This is a genomic window from Streptomyces manipurensis (assembly GCF_049570255.1).
Classification (GTDB): Bacteria; Actinomycetota; Actinomycetes; order Streptomycetales; family Streptomycetaceae; genus Streptomyces; species Streptomyces manipurensis.
The window spans coordinates 3125528-3142941 of record NZ_CP186950.1; the positions used below are offsets into that span (position 1 = coordinate 3125528).

The 17414-nt window shown below is 72.6% G+C and carries 15 protein-coding genes and 1 tRNA gene; 6 read left to right on the forward strand and 10 right to left on the reverse strand.

From position 1 onward, the window contains the following. Positions 1 to 132: 132 nt before the first annotated feature. A complete protein-coding gene (locus tag ACPU2J_RS14335) occupies positions 133 to 852 on the forward strand; it encodes a MerR family transcriptional regulator (protein ID WP_423834966.1) in 720 nt (239 codons plus the stop codon). On the opposite strand, the gene ACPU2J_RS14340 is transcribed toward ACPU2J_RS14335, so the two are convergent. After that, positions 834 to 1637, reverse strand: a complete 804-nt coding sequence (locus ACPU2J_RS14340) for an exodeoxyribonuclease III (RefSeq protein ID WP_365135957.1) — start codon at positions 1635 to 1637, stop codon at positions 834 to 836. The two genes, ACPU2J_RS14335 and ACPU2J_RS14340, sit on opposite strands and share 19 nt — an antisense overlap. A 38-nt stretch (positions 1638 to 1675) precedes the next feature. Between ACPU2J_RS14340 and ACPU2J_RS14345 the strand changes: the two genes are divergently transcribed. Next, complete coding sequence (locus tag ACPU2J_RS14345; RefSeq protein WP_399820382.1) at positions 1676 to 2179, forward strand: GNAT family N-acetyltransferase; 504 nt, start codon at positions 1676 to 1678, stop codon at positions 2177 to 2179. 40 nt (positions 2180 to 2219) lie between these two features. Here the strand turns inward: ACPU2J_RS14345 and ACPU2J_RS14350 are convergent, their stop codons facing one another. Beyond that, complete coding sequence (locus ACPU2J_RS14350; protein ID WP_423833398.1) at positions 2220 to 3587, reverse strand: CoA transferase; 1368 nt, start codon at positions 3585 to 3587, stop codon at positions 2220 to 2222. 138 nt (positions 3588 to 3725) lie between these two features. Between ACPU2J_RS14350 and ACPU2J_RS14355 the strand changes: the two genes are divergently transcribed. After that, entirely contained in the window at positions 3726 to 4751 is a 1026-nt protein-coding gene (locus ACPU2J_RS14355) for a LuxR family transcriptional regulator (RefSeq protein ID WP_423833399.1), read from the forward strand. A gap of 151 nt (positions 4752 to 4902) precedes the next feature. Here the strand turns inward: ACPU2J_RS14355 and ACPU2J_RS14360 are convergent. The 7 genes from ACPU2J_RS14360 to galU form a co-directional block, all read right to left on the reverse strand. Further along, positions 4903 to 4976, reverse strand: a tRNA-Ala gene (locus ACPU2J_RS14360). 78 nt (positions 4977 to 5054) lie between these two features. Then, positions 5055 to 6098, reverse strand: a complete 1044-nt coding sequence (locus tag ACPU2J_RS14365) for a hypothetical protein (RefSeq protein ID WP_423833400.1) — start codon at positions 6096 to 6098, stop codon at positions 5055 to 5057. A gap of 169 nt (positions 6099 to 6267) precedes the next feature. Then, positions 6268 to 6876, reverse strand: a complete 609-nt coding sequence (locus ACPU2J_RS14370; protein ID WP_361594706.1) for a GNAT family N-acetyltransferase — start codon at positions 6874 to 6876, stop codon at positions 6268 to 6270. A 17-nt stretch (positions 6877 to 6893) separates the two neighbouring features. Then, entirely contained in the window at positions 6894 to 7448 is a 555-nt protein-coding gene (locus ACPU2J_RS14375; protein WP_403635335.1) for a MogA/MoaB family molybdenum cofactor biosynthesis protein, read from the reverse strand. Next, positions 7445 to 7924 (reverse strand): cyclic pyranopterin monophosphate synthase MoaC, encoded by a 480-nt coding sequence (moaC, locus tag ACPU2J_RS14380; protein WP_361594710.1) that lies wholly within the window; start codon positions 7922 to 7924, stop codon positions 7445 to 7447. Before moaC ends, ACPU2J_RS14375 begins: the two co-directional genes overlap by 4 nt. Before the next feature lie 74 nt (positions 7925 to 7998). After that, entirely contained in the window at positions 7999 to 9345 is a 1347-nt protein-coding gene (glp, locus tag ACPU2J_RS14385) for a gephyrin-like molybdotransferase Glp (protein ID WP_420080542.1), read from the reverse strand. A gap of 4 nt (positions 9346 to 9349) precedes the next feature. Then, the gene (gene galU / locus ACPU2J_RS14390; protein ID WP_361594714.1) at positions 9350 to 10252 is read right to left on the reverse strand and encodes a UTP--glucose-1-phosphate uridylyltransferase GalU; all 903 of its coding nucleotides are present in this window, start codon (positions 10250 to 10252) and stop codon (positions 9350 to 9352) included. A gap of 92 nt (positions 10253 to 10344) precedes the next feature. Here galU and ACPU2J_RS14395 point away from each other — a divergent pair, with 92 nt between their 5' ends. Beyond that, positions 10345 to 10959, forward strand: coding sequence for a 5-formyltetrahydrofolate cyclo-ligase (locus ACPU2J_RS14395; RefSeq protein ID WP_399820368.1), 615 nt, complete (start codon positions 10345 to 10347; stop codon positions 10957 to 10959). A gap of 54 nt (positions 10960 to 11013) precedes the next feature. On the opposite strand, the gene ACPU2J_RS14400 is transcribed toward ACPU2J_RS14395, so the two are convergent. After that, positions 11014 to 13863, reverse strand: coding sequence for a penicillin acylase family protein (locus ACPU2J_RS14400; RefSeq protein WP_423833401.1), 2850 nt, complete (start codon positions 13861 to 13863; stop codon positions 11014 to 11016). A 216-nt stretch (positions 13864 to 14079) separates the two neighbouring features. Between ACPU2J_RS14400 and ACPU2J_RS14405 the strand changes: the two genes are divergently transcribed. After that, entirely contained in the window at positions 14080 to 15618 is a 1539-nt protein-coding gene (locus ACPU2J_RS14405) for a potassium/proton antiporter (protein ID WP_423834967.1), read from the forward strand. Positions 15619 to 15986: 368 nt separating this feature from the next. Further along, entirely contained in the window at positions 15987 to 17351 is a 1365-nt protein-coding gene (locus tag ACPU2J_RS14410) for an MFS transporter (protein ID WP_423833402.1), read from the forward strand. Positions 17352 to 17414: the final 63 nt, after the last annotated feature.

Genomic DNA, 17414 nt, shown 5'->3' on the forward strand with positions numbered 1-17414 from the left:
ACACCATCGAAACACTGCCAGCAATCACTGGCACAATCGGGAGGGTAGAGCAGCTCCGTACTCATGGGTAGGGGGCGGACCCGGAAAGTTACTGCCGGTACGCCATAGGCTGCATGCGTGGCGAAGGAAGAGATGCAGGCGAAGACAGTGCGTGAGTACCGCACCGAGGAGCTGGCCGACGCGGCCGGCATACCGGTCCGCACCCTGCGCTTCTACCGCGAGCGCAAACTGCTCCAGCCGCCCCGCCGCGAGGGCCGCATCGCCTGGTACGGCGACCACCACCTGGCCCGGCTGCGCACCATCGCGGCCCTGCTGGAACGCGGTCACACCCTCGGCGGCATCGCCGAGCTGACCGCCGCCTTCGAGAAGGGCCGCGACGTGGGCCAGCTCGGCGAGCTGCTGGGCATCGGCTGGTCGGAGGAGACCCCGGTCCGGCTCACCCCGGAGGAACTGGCCGACTACTTCGAGGGCGAGGTCACCCCGGAGAACCTGGCGGCCTCCCTGGACCTCGGCTACGTCGCCGTCGACGGCGACGCGATCGTGCACGTCAGCCGCCGCCTGCTGGACGTCTCCGCCGCCCTGGTGCGCGAGGGCGTGCCGCTGGCGGAGGTCCTGGAGACGGGGCGCCGGGTCCGCGAGCACGCGGACGCCATGGCGCTGCTGTTCACCGAGCTGATCTCGGCCCACATGTCACCGGACGCGCTGACCCGGCTGCGGCCGCTGGCCAAGAGCGTGGTCGAGGCCGAGCTGACCATGGCGATGGACCGCCTCCTGGCGGCCGCCGCGGCCCCGGCGGCCACCGGCCCGGCCGCCACGGCCCCGGCGCCCCCGCCTCAGCGGCCGAGCGCGTAGACCACGGTCACGGGCGCGTGGTCGGACCAGCGCTCGGGGTGTGTCTCCGCCCGCTCCACGAAGGCCTTGACCGCCTTCGCAGCCAGCCCCGGGGTGACCACCTGGAGGTCGATGCGCCAGCCGGCGTCGTTGTCGAAGGCACGGCCGCGGTAGGACCACCAGGAGTACGGGCCCTCCGCGTCGGGGTGCAGCTCGCGCACCACGTCGACGTACCCGGCCTCCGTGTAGACCTTGCCGAGCCACTCCCGCTCCTCGGGCAGGAAGCCGGCGTTCTTGCGGTTCGTCTTCCAGTTCTTCAGGTCGGCCTCGCGGTGGCAGATGTTCCAGTCTCCGCACACCACGACCTCCCGCCCGTCGGCGGCGGCCCGCTCCTTCAGGGCGGCCAGGTAGGTCAGGAACTCGCCCATGAACCGGTACTTCTCGTCCTGCTTCTCCGTGCCCGCCTCGCCGGACGGCAGGTAGAGGCTGGCCACGGTCACACCCGGCAGATCGATCTCCAGGTACCGCCCGGAGCTGTCGAACTCGTCACTCCCGAAGCCGACCTGCACCCGCTCCGGCTCCCGCCGCGTGTACAGCGCGACCCCGGCCCGGCCCTTGGCGGCGGCGGGCGCGAAGACCGTGTGCCAGCCCTCGGGAGAGCGGACCTCCTCCGGGATCTGCCCCTCCTCGGCCCGTACCTCCTGGAGGCAGACCACGTCGGCGTCGGATCCCGCGAGCCACGCGCCGAAGCCCTTCTTGGCGGCGGCACGGATCCCATTCACATTCACGGAGGTCACAGTGAGCATCCCTGCACCATAGCGGGACGGTTCCGTACGATGTCCGGATGTCTCATGGGATCGACCTCCGCACCGTTGCCTACGACCACCCGGACGCCGTCAGGCTCAATGACGAGGTCCAGCTGGAGTACCAGGTGAGGTACCAGGGCGAGGGCGACGCCACCTTCCTGGACCCGGCCATGTTCGCCCCGCCGCGCGGCCTGTACATCGTGGCGTACGACACGGACGGCACCCCGGTGGCGACCGGGGGCTGGCGCAGCCAGGAGCGCAACGAGGAGGGCTACTCCGACGGCGACGCGGAACTGAAGCGCATGTACGTGGTCCCGCGGGCCCGCGGCCTGGGCCTGGCCCGCCGCATCCTCGGCGTCCTGGAGCAGGACGCCCGCGCGGCCGGCCGCCGCCGCATGGTCCTGGAGACGGGCGACCAGCAGCCGGAGGCGATAGCCCTCTACCTCTCCTCGGGCTACGCCCTCTCGGCGAAGTTCGGCCACTACCGCTTCCACGACTCCAGCCGCTGCATGACCAAGCCCCTCCACCCCGAGCACCCCTGACCCCGGCACAGCGGCCGGCCCCGATCGGGCCCCGCGGGGGTCAGTCCCGCGGGAGCCAGGACGGGTGGGACGTGCCCCAGCGGTTCGGGCCGGACGGCCATTCCCCGAAGGGGCTGGCGGCGTGCCGCAGCACCCCGTACCCCGACGGGCTCTCCCGCAGCCACGGCTCCGCCGAGTACTCCGCTCCCCGGCCCCCGGACGCCGCGCCCGCGCCCGCCGCCCCCAGGTCCCGCAGCAGCCACGACGCCGTCCCCGCCAGGGAGAACCTCAGCCCCCGCCCGCCCCCCTCCGCGAGCGCCCTGAGCACCCCCGCGGCCAGCAGGTAGCCCGTCCCGTGGTCGAGCGCCTGCGCCGGCAGCACCCCGGGCACCCCCGCCCCGTCCGCGCACCGCGCGGCGATCCCGTACCCCGCCTGCACCAGCGAGTCGAACCCCCGCCGGCCCTCCCACGGCCCCCACGGCCGCCACCCCCACGCGCACAGCTCGGCCACCACCAGCCCCGGCCACCGCTCCAGCAGCCGGTCGGCCCCGAGCCCGTAACGCTCCAGCGCCCCCGGCCGGTATCCGGTCACGACCACGTCGGCCCCGTCCAGCAGCCCTTCGAGGACCTCCCGGTCCTCGCTCCGCCCCGCGTCCAGCAGCGCCGACCGCTTCCCGAAGCCGGTGTCCGCGTACGCGTCGTCCGCCTCCGGCAGCCCCGGCGGGTCGATCCGCAGCACGTCCGCGCCCAGCACCCCGAGCGTCCGCGTGGCCACGGGCCCGGCGATGACCCGGGTCAGGTCCAGTACCCGCACCCCCGTGGCGGGTAGGCCTGCCCGGGCCCGCCCGAGCTCCCGCCCCCGCGCTCCGGACACCCGTACGGGTTCCGTCAGCGGCTGCGGAAGTCCGTGGTCCCGTGCGACGGCGACGGCGAGACCGCCCCGCGCGTACACGAGCTCCTGCACCTCCTCGGCCGTGCGCCCCGCGACCGCGGCGCGCACCGCCTCCGGCGTCGCGGCCGACAGCCGCAACGCCCGTACCAGCGCGGCCTCGTGGTGCGGGTAGTTGGCGTGTGTGCGCACCCACCCGTCGGCCGTGGGCCAGAAGCCCGACAGCGGGGCGAACGTCACCGGAGTCCGGCCAGAGACCCTCAGGTGACGCTCGCTGACGAAGGCCGTGGCCACCGCCCCCTCGTGCACGACGAGGGGAGGGACGTCCTCCGCCGTGCATCCGGCCCGCACCGCGGCGAGCTCCCCCGCCGCCAGTCCGCAGACCCCGACGGTGGCGCGCGCCAACTCCGCCACGGGCAGCGGCCCTTCCCCGAGATCACCGGTCCCCGCGTACCGGACCCGCTCGACGAGCTCCGGTGCGCCCCCGATGGCCTCCCAGGCCTGGGCCGTTCCCCTGTCGCGTTCACGATCCGTCGCCATGAACGCATCTTCGCCCAGCCGCAGCCTCCGTGGACGTGATCTGTTCCCCCGTGCAACCCATGTTCGCGGTCGGCAGTCCTGAAGTCAGCGGGCGCGGACAGGATGATCGTGCAATGCGAGATCCAGCAGGGTGGACATATGTGTACGGGAACGGAAAAGACGAACGCCGACCCGACCCGGAAGGGCCGTGAGAACGAGATCTGTCACGAGGGCCTGCAGTTCTACGCGGACGCACTGCAGGGCCGGACTCCCCCCGGGACGTGCCCGCCCTGCCTGCTCGACCTGGGACTCGTACGGCGGCTGCCCGACGGCACCCTCGCCGCCATCCCGCCCCGGGTCGCGGCGGGCGCGCGCATCGACCGCCTGGAACGGGCCATCGCCGCGCGGCGCGACGCCCTGGACGCCGTCCGCACGTCCATCTCCCGCGCCCAGGAGGTCTATCTGGACAGCTCGGGCCGCAAGGACACCCTCACGGTCCGCACCCTGCGCGGCTCCGGCACGATCGCCGCGACGGTCGCGGCGGCGGTGCGCTCCTGCCAGACGGAACTGCTGACCGCCCAGCCGGGCGGGGCGCGCCCGCAGGAGGTGCTCGACGCCGCCCTCGTCAACGACCTGGCCGCGCTCCACCGGGGCGTCCGCCAGCGGACGGTCTACCAGCACACCGTCCGCTCGCACCCGCCGACGCTGGGCTACGTGGAGCAGATCACCCGGGCCGGCGGTGAAGTCCGCACCCTGGACGAGGTGTTCGACCGGATGATCGTCTGCGACCGCCGGATCGCCTTCGTCCCCGACCCCGCGGCGGAACGCAGCGAGATCGCCCTGGTGATCGAACACCCGGGCGTGGTCCGCTACCTGGTCGGCTTCTTCGACCACGCCTGGCAGCGCGCCTCGCCGCTGCGGGACGTCTCCGGGGGCCGGCTGCCGGTGGCCCTCACCGACGACATCCGCCGCACGATCCTGCGCCACATGGTCAACGGCCACACCGACGAGGCCATCGCCGCACGCCTCGGCATGAGCAGGCGCAGCGTCGCCAACCACATGCGCTGGGCGGCCGACCTCTTCGGCAGCCGCAGCCGGGCCCAACTCGCCTACCTCATCGCCCGCAGCGGCTTCCTGGACGACCACCCCACCACCACCCCGTCCCCGACGGGCGTCCGACCGTGACGGGCCCGACAACGGGCCCGCTCCCCGGCCCGGTTCGCCCGCGGGCCCGCCCCGCCCGCGCACACCCCCGGAAACGCCGAGATCCCGCCCAGCCTTGCGGCGGAGCGGGATCTCGTGACGTTCGCGAGAGCTACTCGCGAACTGTCGTCTGTGGACCTGTGGGGATTTGAACCCCAGACCCCCTCGATGCGAACGAGGTGCGCTACCAGACTGCGCCACAGGCCCTTGCGACGTGTGAAACATTAGCATCCCTGCGCTGGTGCTCCAAAACGCGTTTCCCGGAGGGTCCGCGCAGGTCACCGATCACTCGTTCGCGGCGCGCGGGCGTCCTTCGCCCTCGTACTGGTCGAACAGCGGGGTGCGTCCGCGGCCCTGGCCGCGGGGCCGGGGCGGGCTCTGGGGCGTGGGGTCCTCCGCGGCCGGGGCGGGGACCGCCGGCTGGGCGCGCAGGCGGGGTTCCGTCGGCTCGGCCGTGCTGGAGCGGGTCGGGCTCCAGCCGTCGGGGGCGACCGGGCCCGTGGCGCGGGGGGCGACCGGTGCGGTCACGTACGTCGGCAGCGGGACCGGGACCGGCTCCCAGCTGTCACCGCGGACGGGGCCGCGTTCGCGCTCGCGCTGCTGGTCCACCCACTCGGCGTGGTCGGTCTGCTCGACCAGGGCGCGCCGCCCGGCCTCCTGCGGGGAGACCGGTGGTGCAGGGTCCGGTTCGGTGTCGGCCGCGGCGCTCTCCTCGGGGTGGCGGCGGCGCGGGCGGTCCTCGCGCAGCTGCCGCGCGGCCGCCTCGGCGCGCCGCCGGTCCATGGTGAACTCGTAGCGCCGCCGCTCCTGGACCCGCAGGTGGCCGATGTACGCGCTCAGCAGCAGGGCGGGCACGGCCGGGGCCCACAGGAAGCGCAGTCCGCCGACCGCCGCGACGACCGCGCCGGCGGTGAAGACGAGGAAGAGCAGGGCGGTGGTGCGGCGGCGGCGCGCGAGGACCCGCAGGCGCTTCTCGCGCCGGGCCCGCTCCGCCCGCTGCTCCCGTTCGGCGACGGCTGCGCGCGGCTCCGTCCTGGTCGGGGGCACGCCGAAGGCCCGGGCGTCGGCGTCGACGGAATTCACCGTTTCCGTCGCGACGTCCGGGTCCGCGTGGGGCTGGGGATCCGCCTCCTCGGCGCCGCGCTCACGCAGCCCTTTGGCGTAACGTCGCTCCATTCCCGCCCGGCCGGAAAGCAGCCGAATGGCGGTGGAGAAGCGTTCCGTCGGACGGGCTTCGTTCAGCTCGTCCTGCCTCCGGAGCCACATGGGCACCAAGTAGGCGGCCCAGGCCCCGACGATGACTGCGTAGATGAGGCCGCTGCTGCTCACACCTCACACCGTAGAGGGGCGCGGGCGGGGGGATCGGCCAATTGGGCCGGTGTGTCGCGCGATCTCGCTGATATCACGGACTTTTTTTGTGATTCTTCGGATCAGGTTATGGGCGATTCGGTGACCCGAGGGCATTAATTCGAACAGATATTCGCATTCCGTGGTTCGGCTATGCGGGTGAGGAGCCCCGGTGCCGCGCCCGGTGCCAGCGGTTCAGCAGCCCCTCCGGCACCTCCTCCGCCGTGACCGCGTACACCAGGTGGTCGCGCCAGGCCCCGTCGATGTGCAGGTAGCGCGGCCGCAGCCCCTCCTCGCGCAGGCCCAGCTTCTCCACGACCCGCCGGCTCGGCCCGTTCTCCGGGCGGATGCACACCTCGATGCGGTGCAGGCCCACCTTCCCGAAGCAGTGGTCGATCGCCAGGGCGACGGCCGTCGGCATCACCCCGCGGCCCGCGACCTCGCGGTCCACCCAGTAGCCGACGTGGGCCGCGCACATCGAGCCCCAGGTGATCCCGGCGACCGTCAGCTGGCCGACCAGCCGGCCCTGGTACTCCACGACGAAGGGCAGCATCCGGCCCGCGTTCGCCTCGGCCCGCAGGTGCCGGACCATCTGGCGGTACGTCGGCCGCTGGACCACCGGCCCCCACGGCGCCGGCGGCGGGATCGTGGCCTCCCACGGCCGCAGCCAGTCCCGGTTGCGGCGGTTGACCTCGCGCCAGGCCTTCTGGTCGCGCAGCTTTATCGGCCGGAGCGAGATGTCGCCGTCCGTCAGGACCACCGGCCAGGTGGGGCCGTTCAGTGCGCGCTCCCGGGGGCCTGCGCCGGCCTGGGATGGTCGCCGCCCCGGAGCTGGTCCACGGCGTGCGGCAGGATCCGTGCGAGGACGGCGAGGCCGTCGCGCACGCCGCCCGTGGAGCCCGGCAGGTTCACGATCAGGGTGCTCCCGGCGACGCCCGCCAGGCCCCGGGACAGGGCCGCGGTGGGCACCTTGGCCAGGCCCTCGGCCCGGATCGCCTGCGGGATGCCCGGGATCTCGTAGTCCAGCACCCGCGCGGTGGCGTCCGGGGTGCGGTCGGTCGGCGAGATGCCCGTGCCGCCCGTGGTCAGGATGACGTCGTACGCGGCGGCGACGCCCTCGCGCAGCGCCGCCTCGACCGGGTCGCCGTCCGGGACCACCCGCGGGCCGTCCACCGCGAAGCCGAGCTCCTCCAGCGCCCCGGCGAGCAGCGGGCCGCCCTTGTCGGCGTAGACGCCCTGCGAGGCGCGGTTGGAGGCGGTGACGACGAGCGCCCGGCCGGCGGAGCCCGGAGCCGCCGCGGCCGCCTCCGTCCCGTCGTGCGGGGTGCTCACGAGCGGGCCCAGTCGCCGGACTTGCCGCCGGTCTTCTCCTCCACCCGGACGTCGGTGATGACCGCGCCCTTGTCGACCGCCTTCACCATGTCGACGACGGTGAGCCCGGCGACCGCCACGGCGGTCAGTGCCTCCATCTCGACACCCGTGCGATCGGTCGTCTTCACGGTCGCGAGGATCTCCACGGCGTCGTCGGCGACCGACAGGTCGACCTTCACGCCCGAGACCGCCAGCGGGTGGCACAGCGGGATCAGGTCGGGAGTCTTCTTCGCCCCCATGATCCCGGCGATCCGCGCGGTGGCGAGGGCGTCCCCCTTGGGCACGCCCTCGCCGCGCAGCAGCTCGATCACCCGGGGGGCGACCAGTACGCGCCCGCTCGCCCGCGCCGTCCGGGTGGTGACGTCCTTCCCGGAGACGTCGACCATCCGGGCCGCGCCGGCCTCGTCGATGTGGGTGAGCCTGCTCTCGGTACTCATTGCTGCGCCGCTCCGCTCTGGGCCCTCCAGGGGGCCTGTGTGGTGCGACACACGCTACCCGCACCGGCGGCGCTTCAGCCGAGCAGGACCACTTCCAGCTCGGTGCCCGGCTCCACCGAGGTGACGTCCTCGGGGACGACCATCAGGGAGTCGGCGTGCGCCAGCGCGGCGATCAGGTGGGAGCCCGATCCGCCGACCGGGCTGACCGTTCCGCTCTCGGCGTCGTACGCGCCGCGCAGGAACTGGCGGCGGCCGGCCGGGGAGCCGAGCGCCCCGTCGGCCTTCAGCACCGCGCGCACGCTCGGCCGCCGCACCTCGGAATCCGGCAGCCCCATCAGGACGCGGATCGCGGGGCGCACGAAGAGCTCGAAGGAGACGTAGGAGGAGACCGGGTTGCCGGGGAGGGCCAGCAGTGGGGTGTGGTCCGGGCCGATGGTGCCGAAGCCCTGGGGCTTGCCGGGCTGCATGGCGAGCTTGCGGAAATCGATCTTCCCGCCGTCGACGTCCTCGGAGTCCGCGTCGCCGGAGCCGACCCCGGACAGCGCCTCCTTGACCACGTCGTACGCACCGACGCTGACCCCTCCCGTGGTGACCAGCAGGTCGGCGCGGATCAGCTGGTCCTCGATGGTGGCGCGCAGGGTGTCGGCGTCGTCCGCGACGGCGCCGACCCGGTAGGCGATGGCCCCGGCGTCCCGCGCGGCCGCGGCCAGCGCGAAGCTGTTGGAGTCGTAGATGGTGCCGGCGGTGAGCGGCTCGCCGGGCTGGACCAGTTCGCTGCCGGTGGACAGCACCACCACGCGGGGACGCGGCCGGACGCGGACCGTGCCGCGGCCGATGGCGGCCAGCAGGGCGATCTGCGGCGGTCCGAGGACGGTGCCGGCCGCGAGGGCGAGGTCCCCGGCCTGGACGTCGCTGCCGCGCGAGCGGACGTGGGCCCGCGCCTCGGCGGGGCGGTGCACCCGCACCTCGCCGGCCGCCTGCTCGGGGGCGGCGCTGGCGGGGGTCATCCCGGCGGCGGCGCCGCCGCCCGTCCCGCCGTCGGTCCACTCCACGGGCACGACGGCCTCCGCGCCGGGCGGCAGCGGAGCGCCGGTCATGATCCGGGCGGCCTGGCCGGGGCCCACGGTGGGCAGCTCACCGCTGCCCGCCGCGACGTCCCCGACGACCGTCAGCACCGCGGGGAACTCCTCGCTCGCACCCTGGACGTCGGCCGTGCGGACGGCGTAGCCGTCCATGGAGCTGTTGTCGAAGGGCGGGAGGGCGACGGGCACGGTGACGTCCTCGACCAGGACGCAGCCCTGGGCGTCGAGGAGCTGGAGCTCGATCGGCTCCAGAGGCCGGACGGCCGCGAGGACGTCCGCGAGGTGCTCGTCCACGGACCACAGACGGTGGCCGGTGCCCTGCGGTGCGGAACTGCTCAAGGTCCTACATCTCCTCCGTGACGTAACGGCGAAGCCAGGTGCGGAACTCCGGGCCCAGGTCCTCGCGCTCGCACGCGAGGCGGACGATGGCCCGCAGGTAGTCGCCGCGGTCACCGGTGTCGTAGCGACGACCCCGGAAGACCACGCCGTGCACCGGACCGCCCACGGTCTCGTCGGCGGCCAGCTTCTGCAGGGCGTCGGTGAGCTGGATCTCCCCACCGCGGCCCGGCTCGGTCTCCCGAAGTATGTCGAAGATCGCGGGGTTGAGGACGTAACGGCCGATGACCGCGTAGTTGCTGGGGGCGTCGGCGGGCTCGGGCTTCTCCACGAGGCCGGTGATGCGGACGACGTCCTCCTCGTCCGTGGCCTCGACGGCGGCGCAGCCGTAGAGGTGGACGTTGGCCGGGTCGACCTCCATCAGCGCGATGACGGTGCCGCCGGTGCGGGAGTGGATCTCGGCCATCTGGCGCAGCAGCGGGTCGCGGGGGTCGATGAGGTCGTCGCCGAGGAGGACGGCGAAGGACTCGCGGCCCACGTGCGGCTCGGCGCAGAGCACCGCGTGGCCGAGGCCGCGGGGGTCGCCCTGGCGGACGTAGTGCATGGTGGCCAGGTCGCTGGACTCCTGGACCTTCTTCAGCCGGTCGTCGTCGCCCTTGGCGAGGAGGGCCGACTCCAGCTCGTAGTTGCGGTCGAAGTGGTCTTCCAGGGCGCGCTTGTTACGCCCCGTGATCATGAGGACGTCGTCGAGTCCGGCGCCCACGGCCTCTTCCACCACGTACTGGATGGCCGGCTTGTCCACAACCGGGAGCATTTCCTTCGGGGTCGCCTTGGTCGCGGGGAGGAAGCGCGTACCGAGGCCCGCAGCCGGAATGACGGCCTTCTTGATCACGGGGTGCAACATAGTCATGGCCCGAACGATAGTGGGTCCTACCGAACACCCGTCGAATCGGTGGTAGGTAGGTCCATATATGCCCTAGTTCGAAGGATAATTGATTTTTCGTGGCTGAGACCCCGCCCACCGCATCCGAGAAGGCCGCCCTGCGCCGGGAACTCCTCGCCGCCCGCCGCGCCTTGTCCCCCGAGGCCCGCCGCGCGGCCGCCGAGGCCCTCGCCGTCACGGCGCTGGAGCTGCCCGAACTGGCCGGTGCGCACACGGTGGCCGCGTACGTCTCCGTCGGCACCGAGCCCGGCACCCGGGCCCTGCTCGACGCCCTGCGGTCCGCCGGCAAGCGGGTGCTGCTGCCCCTGCTGCTGCCCGACGACGACCTCGACTGGGCCGCGTACGAGGGCCCGCACAGCCTCGCCGAGGCCGCCCACGCGGGGAAGATGCGCCTGCTGGAGCCCACCGGCCCGGCCCTCGGGCCGCAGGCGGTGACGGAGGCGGGGGCGGTGCTGCTGCCCGGGCTCGCGGTGGACGGGCGGGGCATGCGGCTCGGCCGCGGCGGGGGCTCGTACGACCGGGTGCTGGAGCGGCTGGAGCGCGCGGGCGCGCACCCGGCGCTGGTCGTGCTCCTCTACGACGACGAGGTGGTCGCGCGGGTCCCGGAGGAACCGCACGACCACCCCGTGCGGGCGGTGGCGACACCGTCGGGGGTGCGCCGCTTCGGCCCGTGACGGCGGGAGGGGCCGGGGGCGCTGTGCCCCCGGCCCCTCCCGGCCCGTCGTCCTCTACGATCCCCCGGGTTCGAGGGTCAGGGTGTCGACCGTGGCCTGCTGGACGGCCTCCTTGCCGAAGGGCCAGTCCAGCAGCTCGCCCTTGGCCCACATCTGCGTCTGGTCCGTGTAGTGCGCGCTGTACGCGTGCCCCGAGGCGCCCGTGAGGTTGATCCAGCGGGACTTGTCGAGGTCGTTGAGGTTCACGACCATGCGCATCGACGGCACCCAGGTGACCTCGTAGCCGCTGGTGGCGTTCCAGCCGGTGGCGTTGACCGTGGCCTCGCCGCCGCCCAGGTTCCACGGGCCGCGGTTGAGGAGCCACTTCATGAAGCCGGGGCCCTCGGTGCCGATGGTCTGGTTTTTGAGGTGCAGCTGGTGCAGCCGGCCCCAGCTCCAGGTGGACTGGTCCTTGCCGAGCTTGGCGGTCAGCTCCCAGCGGGCGTCCGTCATGGCGCGGGCGAAGAGCTCGTCACGGGAGGTGGTCGCCGGCTGGTTGAGCGTGCGGGGCGCAGCCCACCACTGCGACTTCTCGTCCTTGACCAGGCGGCGGACCACCTCGAACCAGCGGTCGCCGCCGTCGGGCTGGGCCGAGTCGGAGTCGCGGGTGCCGCATTCGCGGACGGTCTCGGCGAGGTCGTCGGCGGGGCCGGTGGCGTCGCCGAGGACGTTCATGCAGCTGCCCTCGATGCGCAGCTCCTTCGGCATCTTGTCGCCGAAGGCCAGCTTGAGGACGTTGCGCCAGACCGCGTTGAAGTAGGCGGCGGCGGCCGAGTCGGACTCCTGGGTGTAGTTCCAGCCGTCCAGCAGCTTCTGGGCGGCGCGCACGCCGGGGTCCGAGACCTGGATCTTCGACAGCATCGGGGTGAGCAGCGCGGCGATCTCGCTGCTGTTGTCCATCTGCATGGTGCGCATGTCGTCGGTCGAGATCTTGCCGCCGTCCTTGATCTTCGCCTCGATGAGGTCGTTGATCCGCTGGCTGCGGGCGCCGTAGCCCCAGTCGGTGGTCAGCAGGTGCGGGTACTTGCCCGCGCCGGTGCCGTTCTCGACGACGGCCTGGTTGGCGGTGACGATGTAGCCGCGCGAGGGGTTGTAGTCCCAGGGCAGCTCGTTCTGCGGGATGTAGCCGGCGTTGCTGTCCCGGCCGCCCTTCCAGGCGTACTTGGAGTCCCAGCCCGGGGCGGGCATCCGGCCGTCGCCCTGGTTGCGGACCGGGATGCGGCCGGGGGCCTGGTAGCCGATGTTGCCCTTGGTGTCGGCGTAGATCAGGTTCTGCGAGGGCACCTCGAAGTCGGCGGCGGCCTTGCGGAACTCGTCGAAGTTCTTGGCGCGGTCCAGCTTGAAGACCGCGTCCATCGACTTGCCCGGGTCCAGGGCGGTCCAGCGCAGGGCGACGGCGTAGCCGTCCCCGCGGTCCGGGGCGGCGGTGTCGACGGGGGCGCGGGTGCCGACGCTGCCGAGCTCCTCGCTGCGGTCGGAGACGAGCGGGCCGTTGTTGGTGGTGCGGACGGTGATCTTCTTGCTGTCCCCGCCCGCGATCTTGATGACCTCTTCGCGGATGCCGAAGGGCTGGACCTTGTTGTCGTAGACGTAGCCCTCGGGCTTGATCTGCTCCAGGTAGAGGTCGGTGACGTCGGCGCCGAGGTTGGTCATGCCCCAGGCGATGTCGGCGTTGTGGCCGATGACCACGCCCGGCATGCCGGAGAAGGTGTAGCCGGCCACGTCGTACTGGCACTGGGCCGAGACGGTGCGGCAGTGCAGGCCCATCTGGTACCAGACCGAGGGCAGTTGCGGGGACAGGTGCGGGTCGTTGGCGAGCAGCGGCTTGCCGGTCGTCGTGTACTTGCCCGCGACGACCCAGGAGTTCGAGCCGATGCCGCTGCCGTTGGGGCCGAGGATCGCGGGGACCTTGTCCAGGGTGTCCGCGAGGGCGCTCAGCTGGGTGCGCAGGCCGACGGTCGCCCCCTGGGCGGTGGCGTTGCCGGCGAGGCCCGCGGTCCCGGCGTTCTGGGACGAGGCGGCGTTGCCCGAGCCGGAGGAGCCGGAGCCACCGGCGTTGGAGCCGGGGCCTCCCGCGGATCCCGTCTGGCCCTGGGGCACGTACTTGGCGGCGTCCTTGGTGCCGTCGATCTTGCCGCCCTCGACGACCGGCTTGTTCCGGTCGAAGGGGTAGGGCGGGTACAGCTCGTCGATCTGCGCCTTGGACAGCTTGCTCGACATCAGGGCGCGGTCGATCTCGTCCTGCATGTTGCCGCGCAGGTCCCAGGCCATCGCCTTGAGCCAGGCCACCGAGTCCACCGGCGACCACTGCTCGGGCGCGTACCCGTCGGTGAGCTTGAGGGCCGCGTGCTCGACGGAGAGGTCCTTGCCGGACTTCCCCTTCAGGTACGCGTTGACCCCGTCGGCGTAGGCCTGCAGATACTTCTTGGTCTCCGGGGAGAGCTTCTTGTCGAACTCCTCCTGGGCAACCTGGCGCCAGCCGAGCGTGCGCAGGAAGGCGTCGGTCTCGACCTGGCCGGAGCCGAACATCTCCGAGAGCCGCCCGGAGGTCATGTGGCGGCGGACGTCCATCTCCCAGAAGCGGTCCTGCGCGTGCACGAAGCCCTGCGCGCGGAAGAGGTCGTCGTCGTTGTCGGCGTAGAGCTGCGGGATGCCGTTGGCGTCGCGCTTCACCTCGACGGTCCCGGTCAGGCCCGGCACCTTGAGGGAGCCGGTCGTCTGGGGGAAGGAGGCGCGCACGCCGTCCACGCTCCAGTACGCCCCGTAGCCGAGGCCCGCGAAGAGCGCCAGGACCAGAACGAGCACGATCAGACGCGCGCGTCGTCCCTTCTTCTTGACGGGAGGAGCGGTTTCGTTGGCGGGCATCGCTGTCCTTAGAGGGGCAGGGTGGTCCTGGGAGTGCTGGGAGCAACCATAGGCGCAGGACCGGGTTCGTTGATCCGCCAGGGGTCGGGGGTCCCGAGGACAAGGGGCAACGGGCGTTTCACAATGTGGTTATCGCGTAAAGGGAGCGTCAAAGATTAGGTAAGGTAACGAACTACTTGCCGAACTTGTCGCCGGGAGGATCGATCCACCGGGCGCATTGAGGAGGGCCGCCCGCTGACTGTCCACACGCTCAACGAGCTCCTGCTGGTCTGCTCGCTCGTGCTGCTCGTCGCCGTGGCGGCGGTGCGCGTCTCGTCACGCAGCGGCCTGCCCAGCCTGCTCATCTACCTCGGCATAGGCATCGCGATAGGCCAGGACGGCATCGGCAACGTCGTGTTCGACAACGCCGAGCTGACCCAGGTCATCGGCTACGCCGCCCTCGTCGTGATCCTCGCCGAGGGTGGTCTGGGCACGAAGTGGAAGGAGATCGGACCGGCACTGCCGGCCGCGATCGTGCTCTCCACGGTCGGTGTGGCGGTGAGCGTGGGCGTGACGGCGGCGGGGGCGCACTACCTGGTCGGACTGGACTGGCGGCAGGCCCTGCTGATCGGCGCGGTCGTCTCCTCGACCGACGCGGCCGCCGTCTTCTCGGTGCTGCGGAAGGTGCCGCTGCCCTCCCGGATCACGGGCGTCCTGGAGGCCGAGTCCGGCTTCAACGACGCCCCCGTCGTGATCCTCGTGGTGGCCTTCTCCACCGTCGGCCCGGTGGACGCGTGGTACGTCCTGATCGGCAAGATCGCCCTGGAGCTGGCGATCGGCGCCGCGATCGGCCTGGCGGTCGGCTTCCTCGGCGCCTACGGCCTGCGGCACGTGGCCCTGCCCGCCTCCGGCCTCTACCCGATCGCCGTGATGGCCATCGCCATCGTGGCGTACGCGGCGGGCGCCATGGCCCACGGCTCCGGCTTCCTCGCGGTGTACCTGGCCGCGATGGTGCTGGGCAACGCCAAGCTCCCGCACTGGCCGGCCACCCGCGGCTTCGCCGACGGGCTCGGCTGGATCGCGCAGATCGGCATGTTCGTCCTGCTCGGCCTGCTGGTCACCCCGCACGAGCTGGTCAACGACTTCTGGCCCGCCGTGGTGATCGGGCTGGTGCTCACGATGGTCGCGCGGCCGCTGGAGGCCTTCCTCAGCCTGCTGCCGTTCCGCATCGCCTGGCAGGAACAGGTGCTGATGTCGTGGGCGGGCCTGCGCGGCGCGGTGCCCATCATCCTGGCGACCATCCCGATGGTGTCGGGCATCGAGGGCAGCGACCGCGTCTTCAACATCGTCTTCGTGCTCGTCGTCGTCTACACCCTGGTGCAGGGGCCGACCCTGCCCTGGCTCGCCCGCAAGCTGAACCTGGGCAAGGGCGAGGAGGCCGCTGCCGACCTCGGCATCGAGTCGGCTCCGCTGGAGAAGCTGCGCGGGCACCTGCTGTCCTTCGCCATCCCGCCGGCCTCGCGGATGCACGGCGTCGAGGTCAGCGAGCTGCGCCTGCCGGCCGGGGCCTCGGTCACGCTGGTCGTCCGGGACGCGAAGAGCTTCGTACCGGCGCCGTCGACCGTGCTGCGGCGCGGGGACGAGCTGCTGGTGGTGGCCACGGACCCGGTGCGCGACGCCGCGGAGGCGCGGCTGCGGGCCGTGGCCCGGGGCGGCAAGCTGGCGGGATGGCTGGGCACGGGCAACGGGTCCGCGAAGGGTTCCGGCCACCATTAGAGCGGCGTTCTAATTCGGCCAGATTGCGGGAGATCCGGCCGTTTTCGCCCGCTTTTTTCACGATTTCCGGGGCCGAAGTTCCCGTTAATCACAGGTGAAGAGACGGGCTGTCGGCGCAATCACAGGGCCTGATAGGGCATTCCCCTGTACGATGAAGGCACAACAGATCGAACCAACTCTGCCTGACGCAGAGCTGGCGCGACCGCAAAGCGGCCGTGGCACCCTCCCGCAGTGGGCGCCCAGGTATCACTCGGTTCTGCGCAAGAGGACAGCTCTCGGGGCTCCCACCACGAACGTGTGCGACCGCTCACAAGGCACGGCACCGTCCGCAGACGGGGAGTTCTACCAGGCAGCGGAAAGGCAAGGCCGTGACATCCGCGGTCACGACCGACACGTCCGCCCGCCCCGGATACGGACAGCTGCTGCGCACACCCGGCGCCCTCGGCTTCGTACTCCCCGGCTTCGCAGCCCGGCTGCCCTTCGGCATGCTGACGATCAGCATTCTGCTCCTGGTGCAGCACACCACCGGTTCCTACGCCAGCGCCGGCATCGTCGCCGCCGTCACCGGCATCTCGATGGCCCTCTCCGCCCCGCTGATGGGCATGCTCACCGACCGCTTCGGCCAGAGCACCGTCCTCGTCCCCGTCGTCCTCACCCACGCCGCCGCCGTCAGTGGCCTGACCGCCCTCGCGCTGGCCGACGCCGGCATCTGGGCGCTGGCGCTGGCCGCCGTCCCGACCGGCGCCTCCGTGCCGCAGGTCGGCCCCATGGTCCGCGCGCGCTGGGCGGCCCGGCTGGAGGGCTCGCCGCTGCTGCCCACCGCCGCGGCCTTCGAGTCCGTCACCGACGAGTTCACCTTCGTCGTCGGCCCGGTCCTCGCGACCGCCCTGTGCACCGGCGTCCACCCGGCCGCGGGCCTCGCCACCGAGGCCACGCTGACCCTGCTCGGCGGCCTGCTCTTCGCCGCCCGCCGCGCCGGCCAGCCCGCCACGCACGCCCCCGCCGCCACCGGCGCCGGGCGCACCTTCGCCCTGGCCGTCCCCGGACTGCGCGTCCTGATCTTCGCCTTCCTCGGGATCGGCGCCGTCTTCGGCGGCATGCAGGTCTCGCTCGCCGCGTTCTCCGCCGAGATGGGCAACCCCGCCGCCAACGGCCTGCTCTACGGCGTCTTCGCGGCCGGCAACATGATCGCCGGCATCGCCATGGGCGCCGTCGCCTGGAAGATCGGCCCGCGCCGCCGCCTGATGCTGGGCTACGTCGGCCTCACCGCCGCCGCGTCCGTCCTGTGGGCCGCGAACTCGCTGCTCCTGCTCGGCGCACTCGGTCTCGTCGTCGGCCTGTTCATCGCCCCGGCCCTGATCACCGGCTACACCATGGTCGAGCAGCTCGTCCCCGCGAACGCCCGGACCGAGGCCTTCACCTGGCTGACCGGCTCCATCGCCTTCGGGCAGGCCGTCGCGGTCATCGTGGCCGGCCGGCTCACCGACGCGCACGGCTCCTCGTACGGCTTCCTGGTGCCGATGGCGGCCACCGCCCTCGCCCTGGTCACCCTGCTGGCGCTGCGGTCCCGACTGGCGCCGAAGGCCCCGAGCCGGATCGTGACCGCGTCCGCCGCCCCGGAGACCGCCGGGACCGACGCGGCCGGCGCCGTCTCCGGGGCCGACCCGGCCACCCCCCGTAACCGGGTGAACGAGCGTGGAATGGGTCACCGAGTGCCGGTGACGGTGGACTGATCCGCCGGAATACGTCACCATGGAGCGTCGTTAGCACTCATTGAGTGAGAGTGCCAGGAGGAA

What these genes read in the sequence shown, in the direction of transcription:
- ACPU2J_RS14340 (WP_365135957.1), bottom strand. Translation starts at nt 1,637, where the DNA reads ATGCTCACTGTGACCTCCGTGAATGTGAATGGGATCCGTGCCGCCGCC.
- ACPU2J_RS14350 (WP_423833398.1), bottom strand. Translation starts at nt 3,587, where the DNA reads ATGGCGACGGATCGTGAACGCGACAGGGGAACGGCCCAGGCCTGGGAG.
- ACPU2J_RS14335 (WP_423834966.1), top strand. Translation starts at nt 133, where the DNA reads ATGCAGGCGAAGACAGTGCGTGAGTACCGCACCGAGGAGCTGGCCGAC.
- galU (WP_361594714.1), bottom strand. Translation starts at nt 10,252, where the DNA reads ATGACTATGTTGCACCCCGTGATCAAGAAGGCCGTCATTCCGGCTGCG.
- ACPU2J_RS14400 (WP_423833401.1), bottom strand. Translation starts at nt 13,863, where the DNA reads ATGCCCGCCAACGAAACCGCTCCTCCCGTCAAGAAGAAGGGACGACGC.
- moaC (WP_361594710.1), bottom strand. Translation starts at nt 7,924, where the DNA reads ATGAGTACCGAGAGCAGGCTCACCCACATCGACGAGGCCGGCGCGGCC.
- ACPU2J_RS14345 (WP_399820382.1), top strand. Translation starts at nt 1,676, where the DNA reads ATGTCTCATGGGATCGACCTCCGCACCGTTGCCTACGACCACCCGGAC.
- ACPU2J_RS14355 (WP_423833399.1), top strand. Translation starts at nt 3,726, where the DNA reads ATGTGTACGGGAACGGAAAAGACGAACGCCGACCCGACCCGGAAGGGC.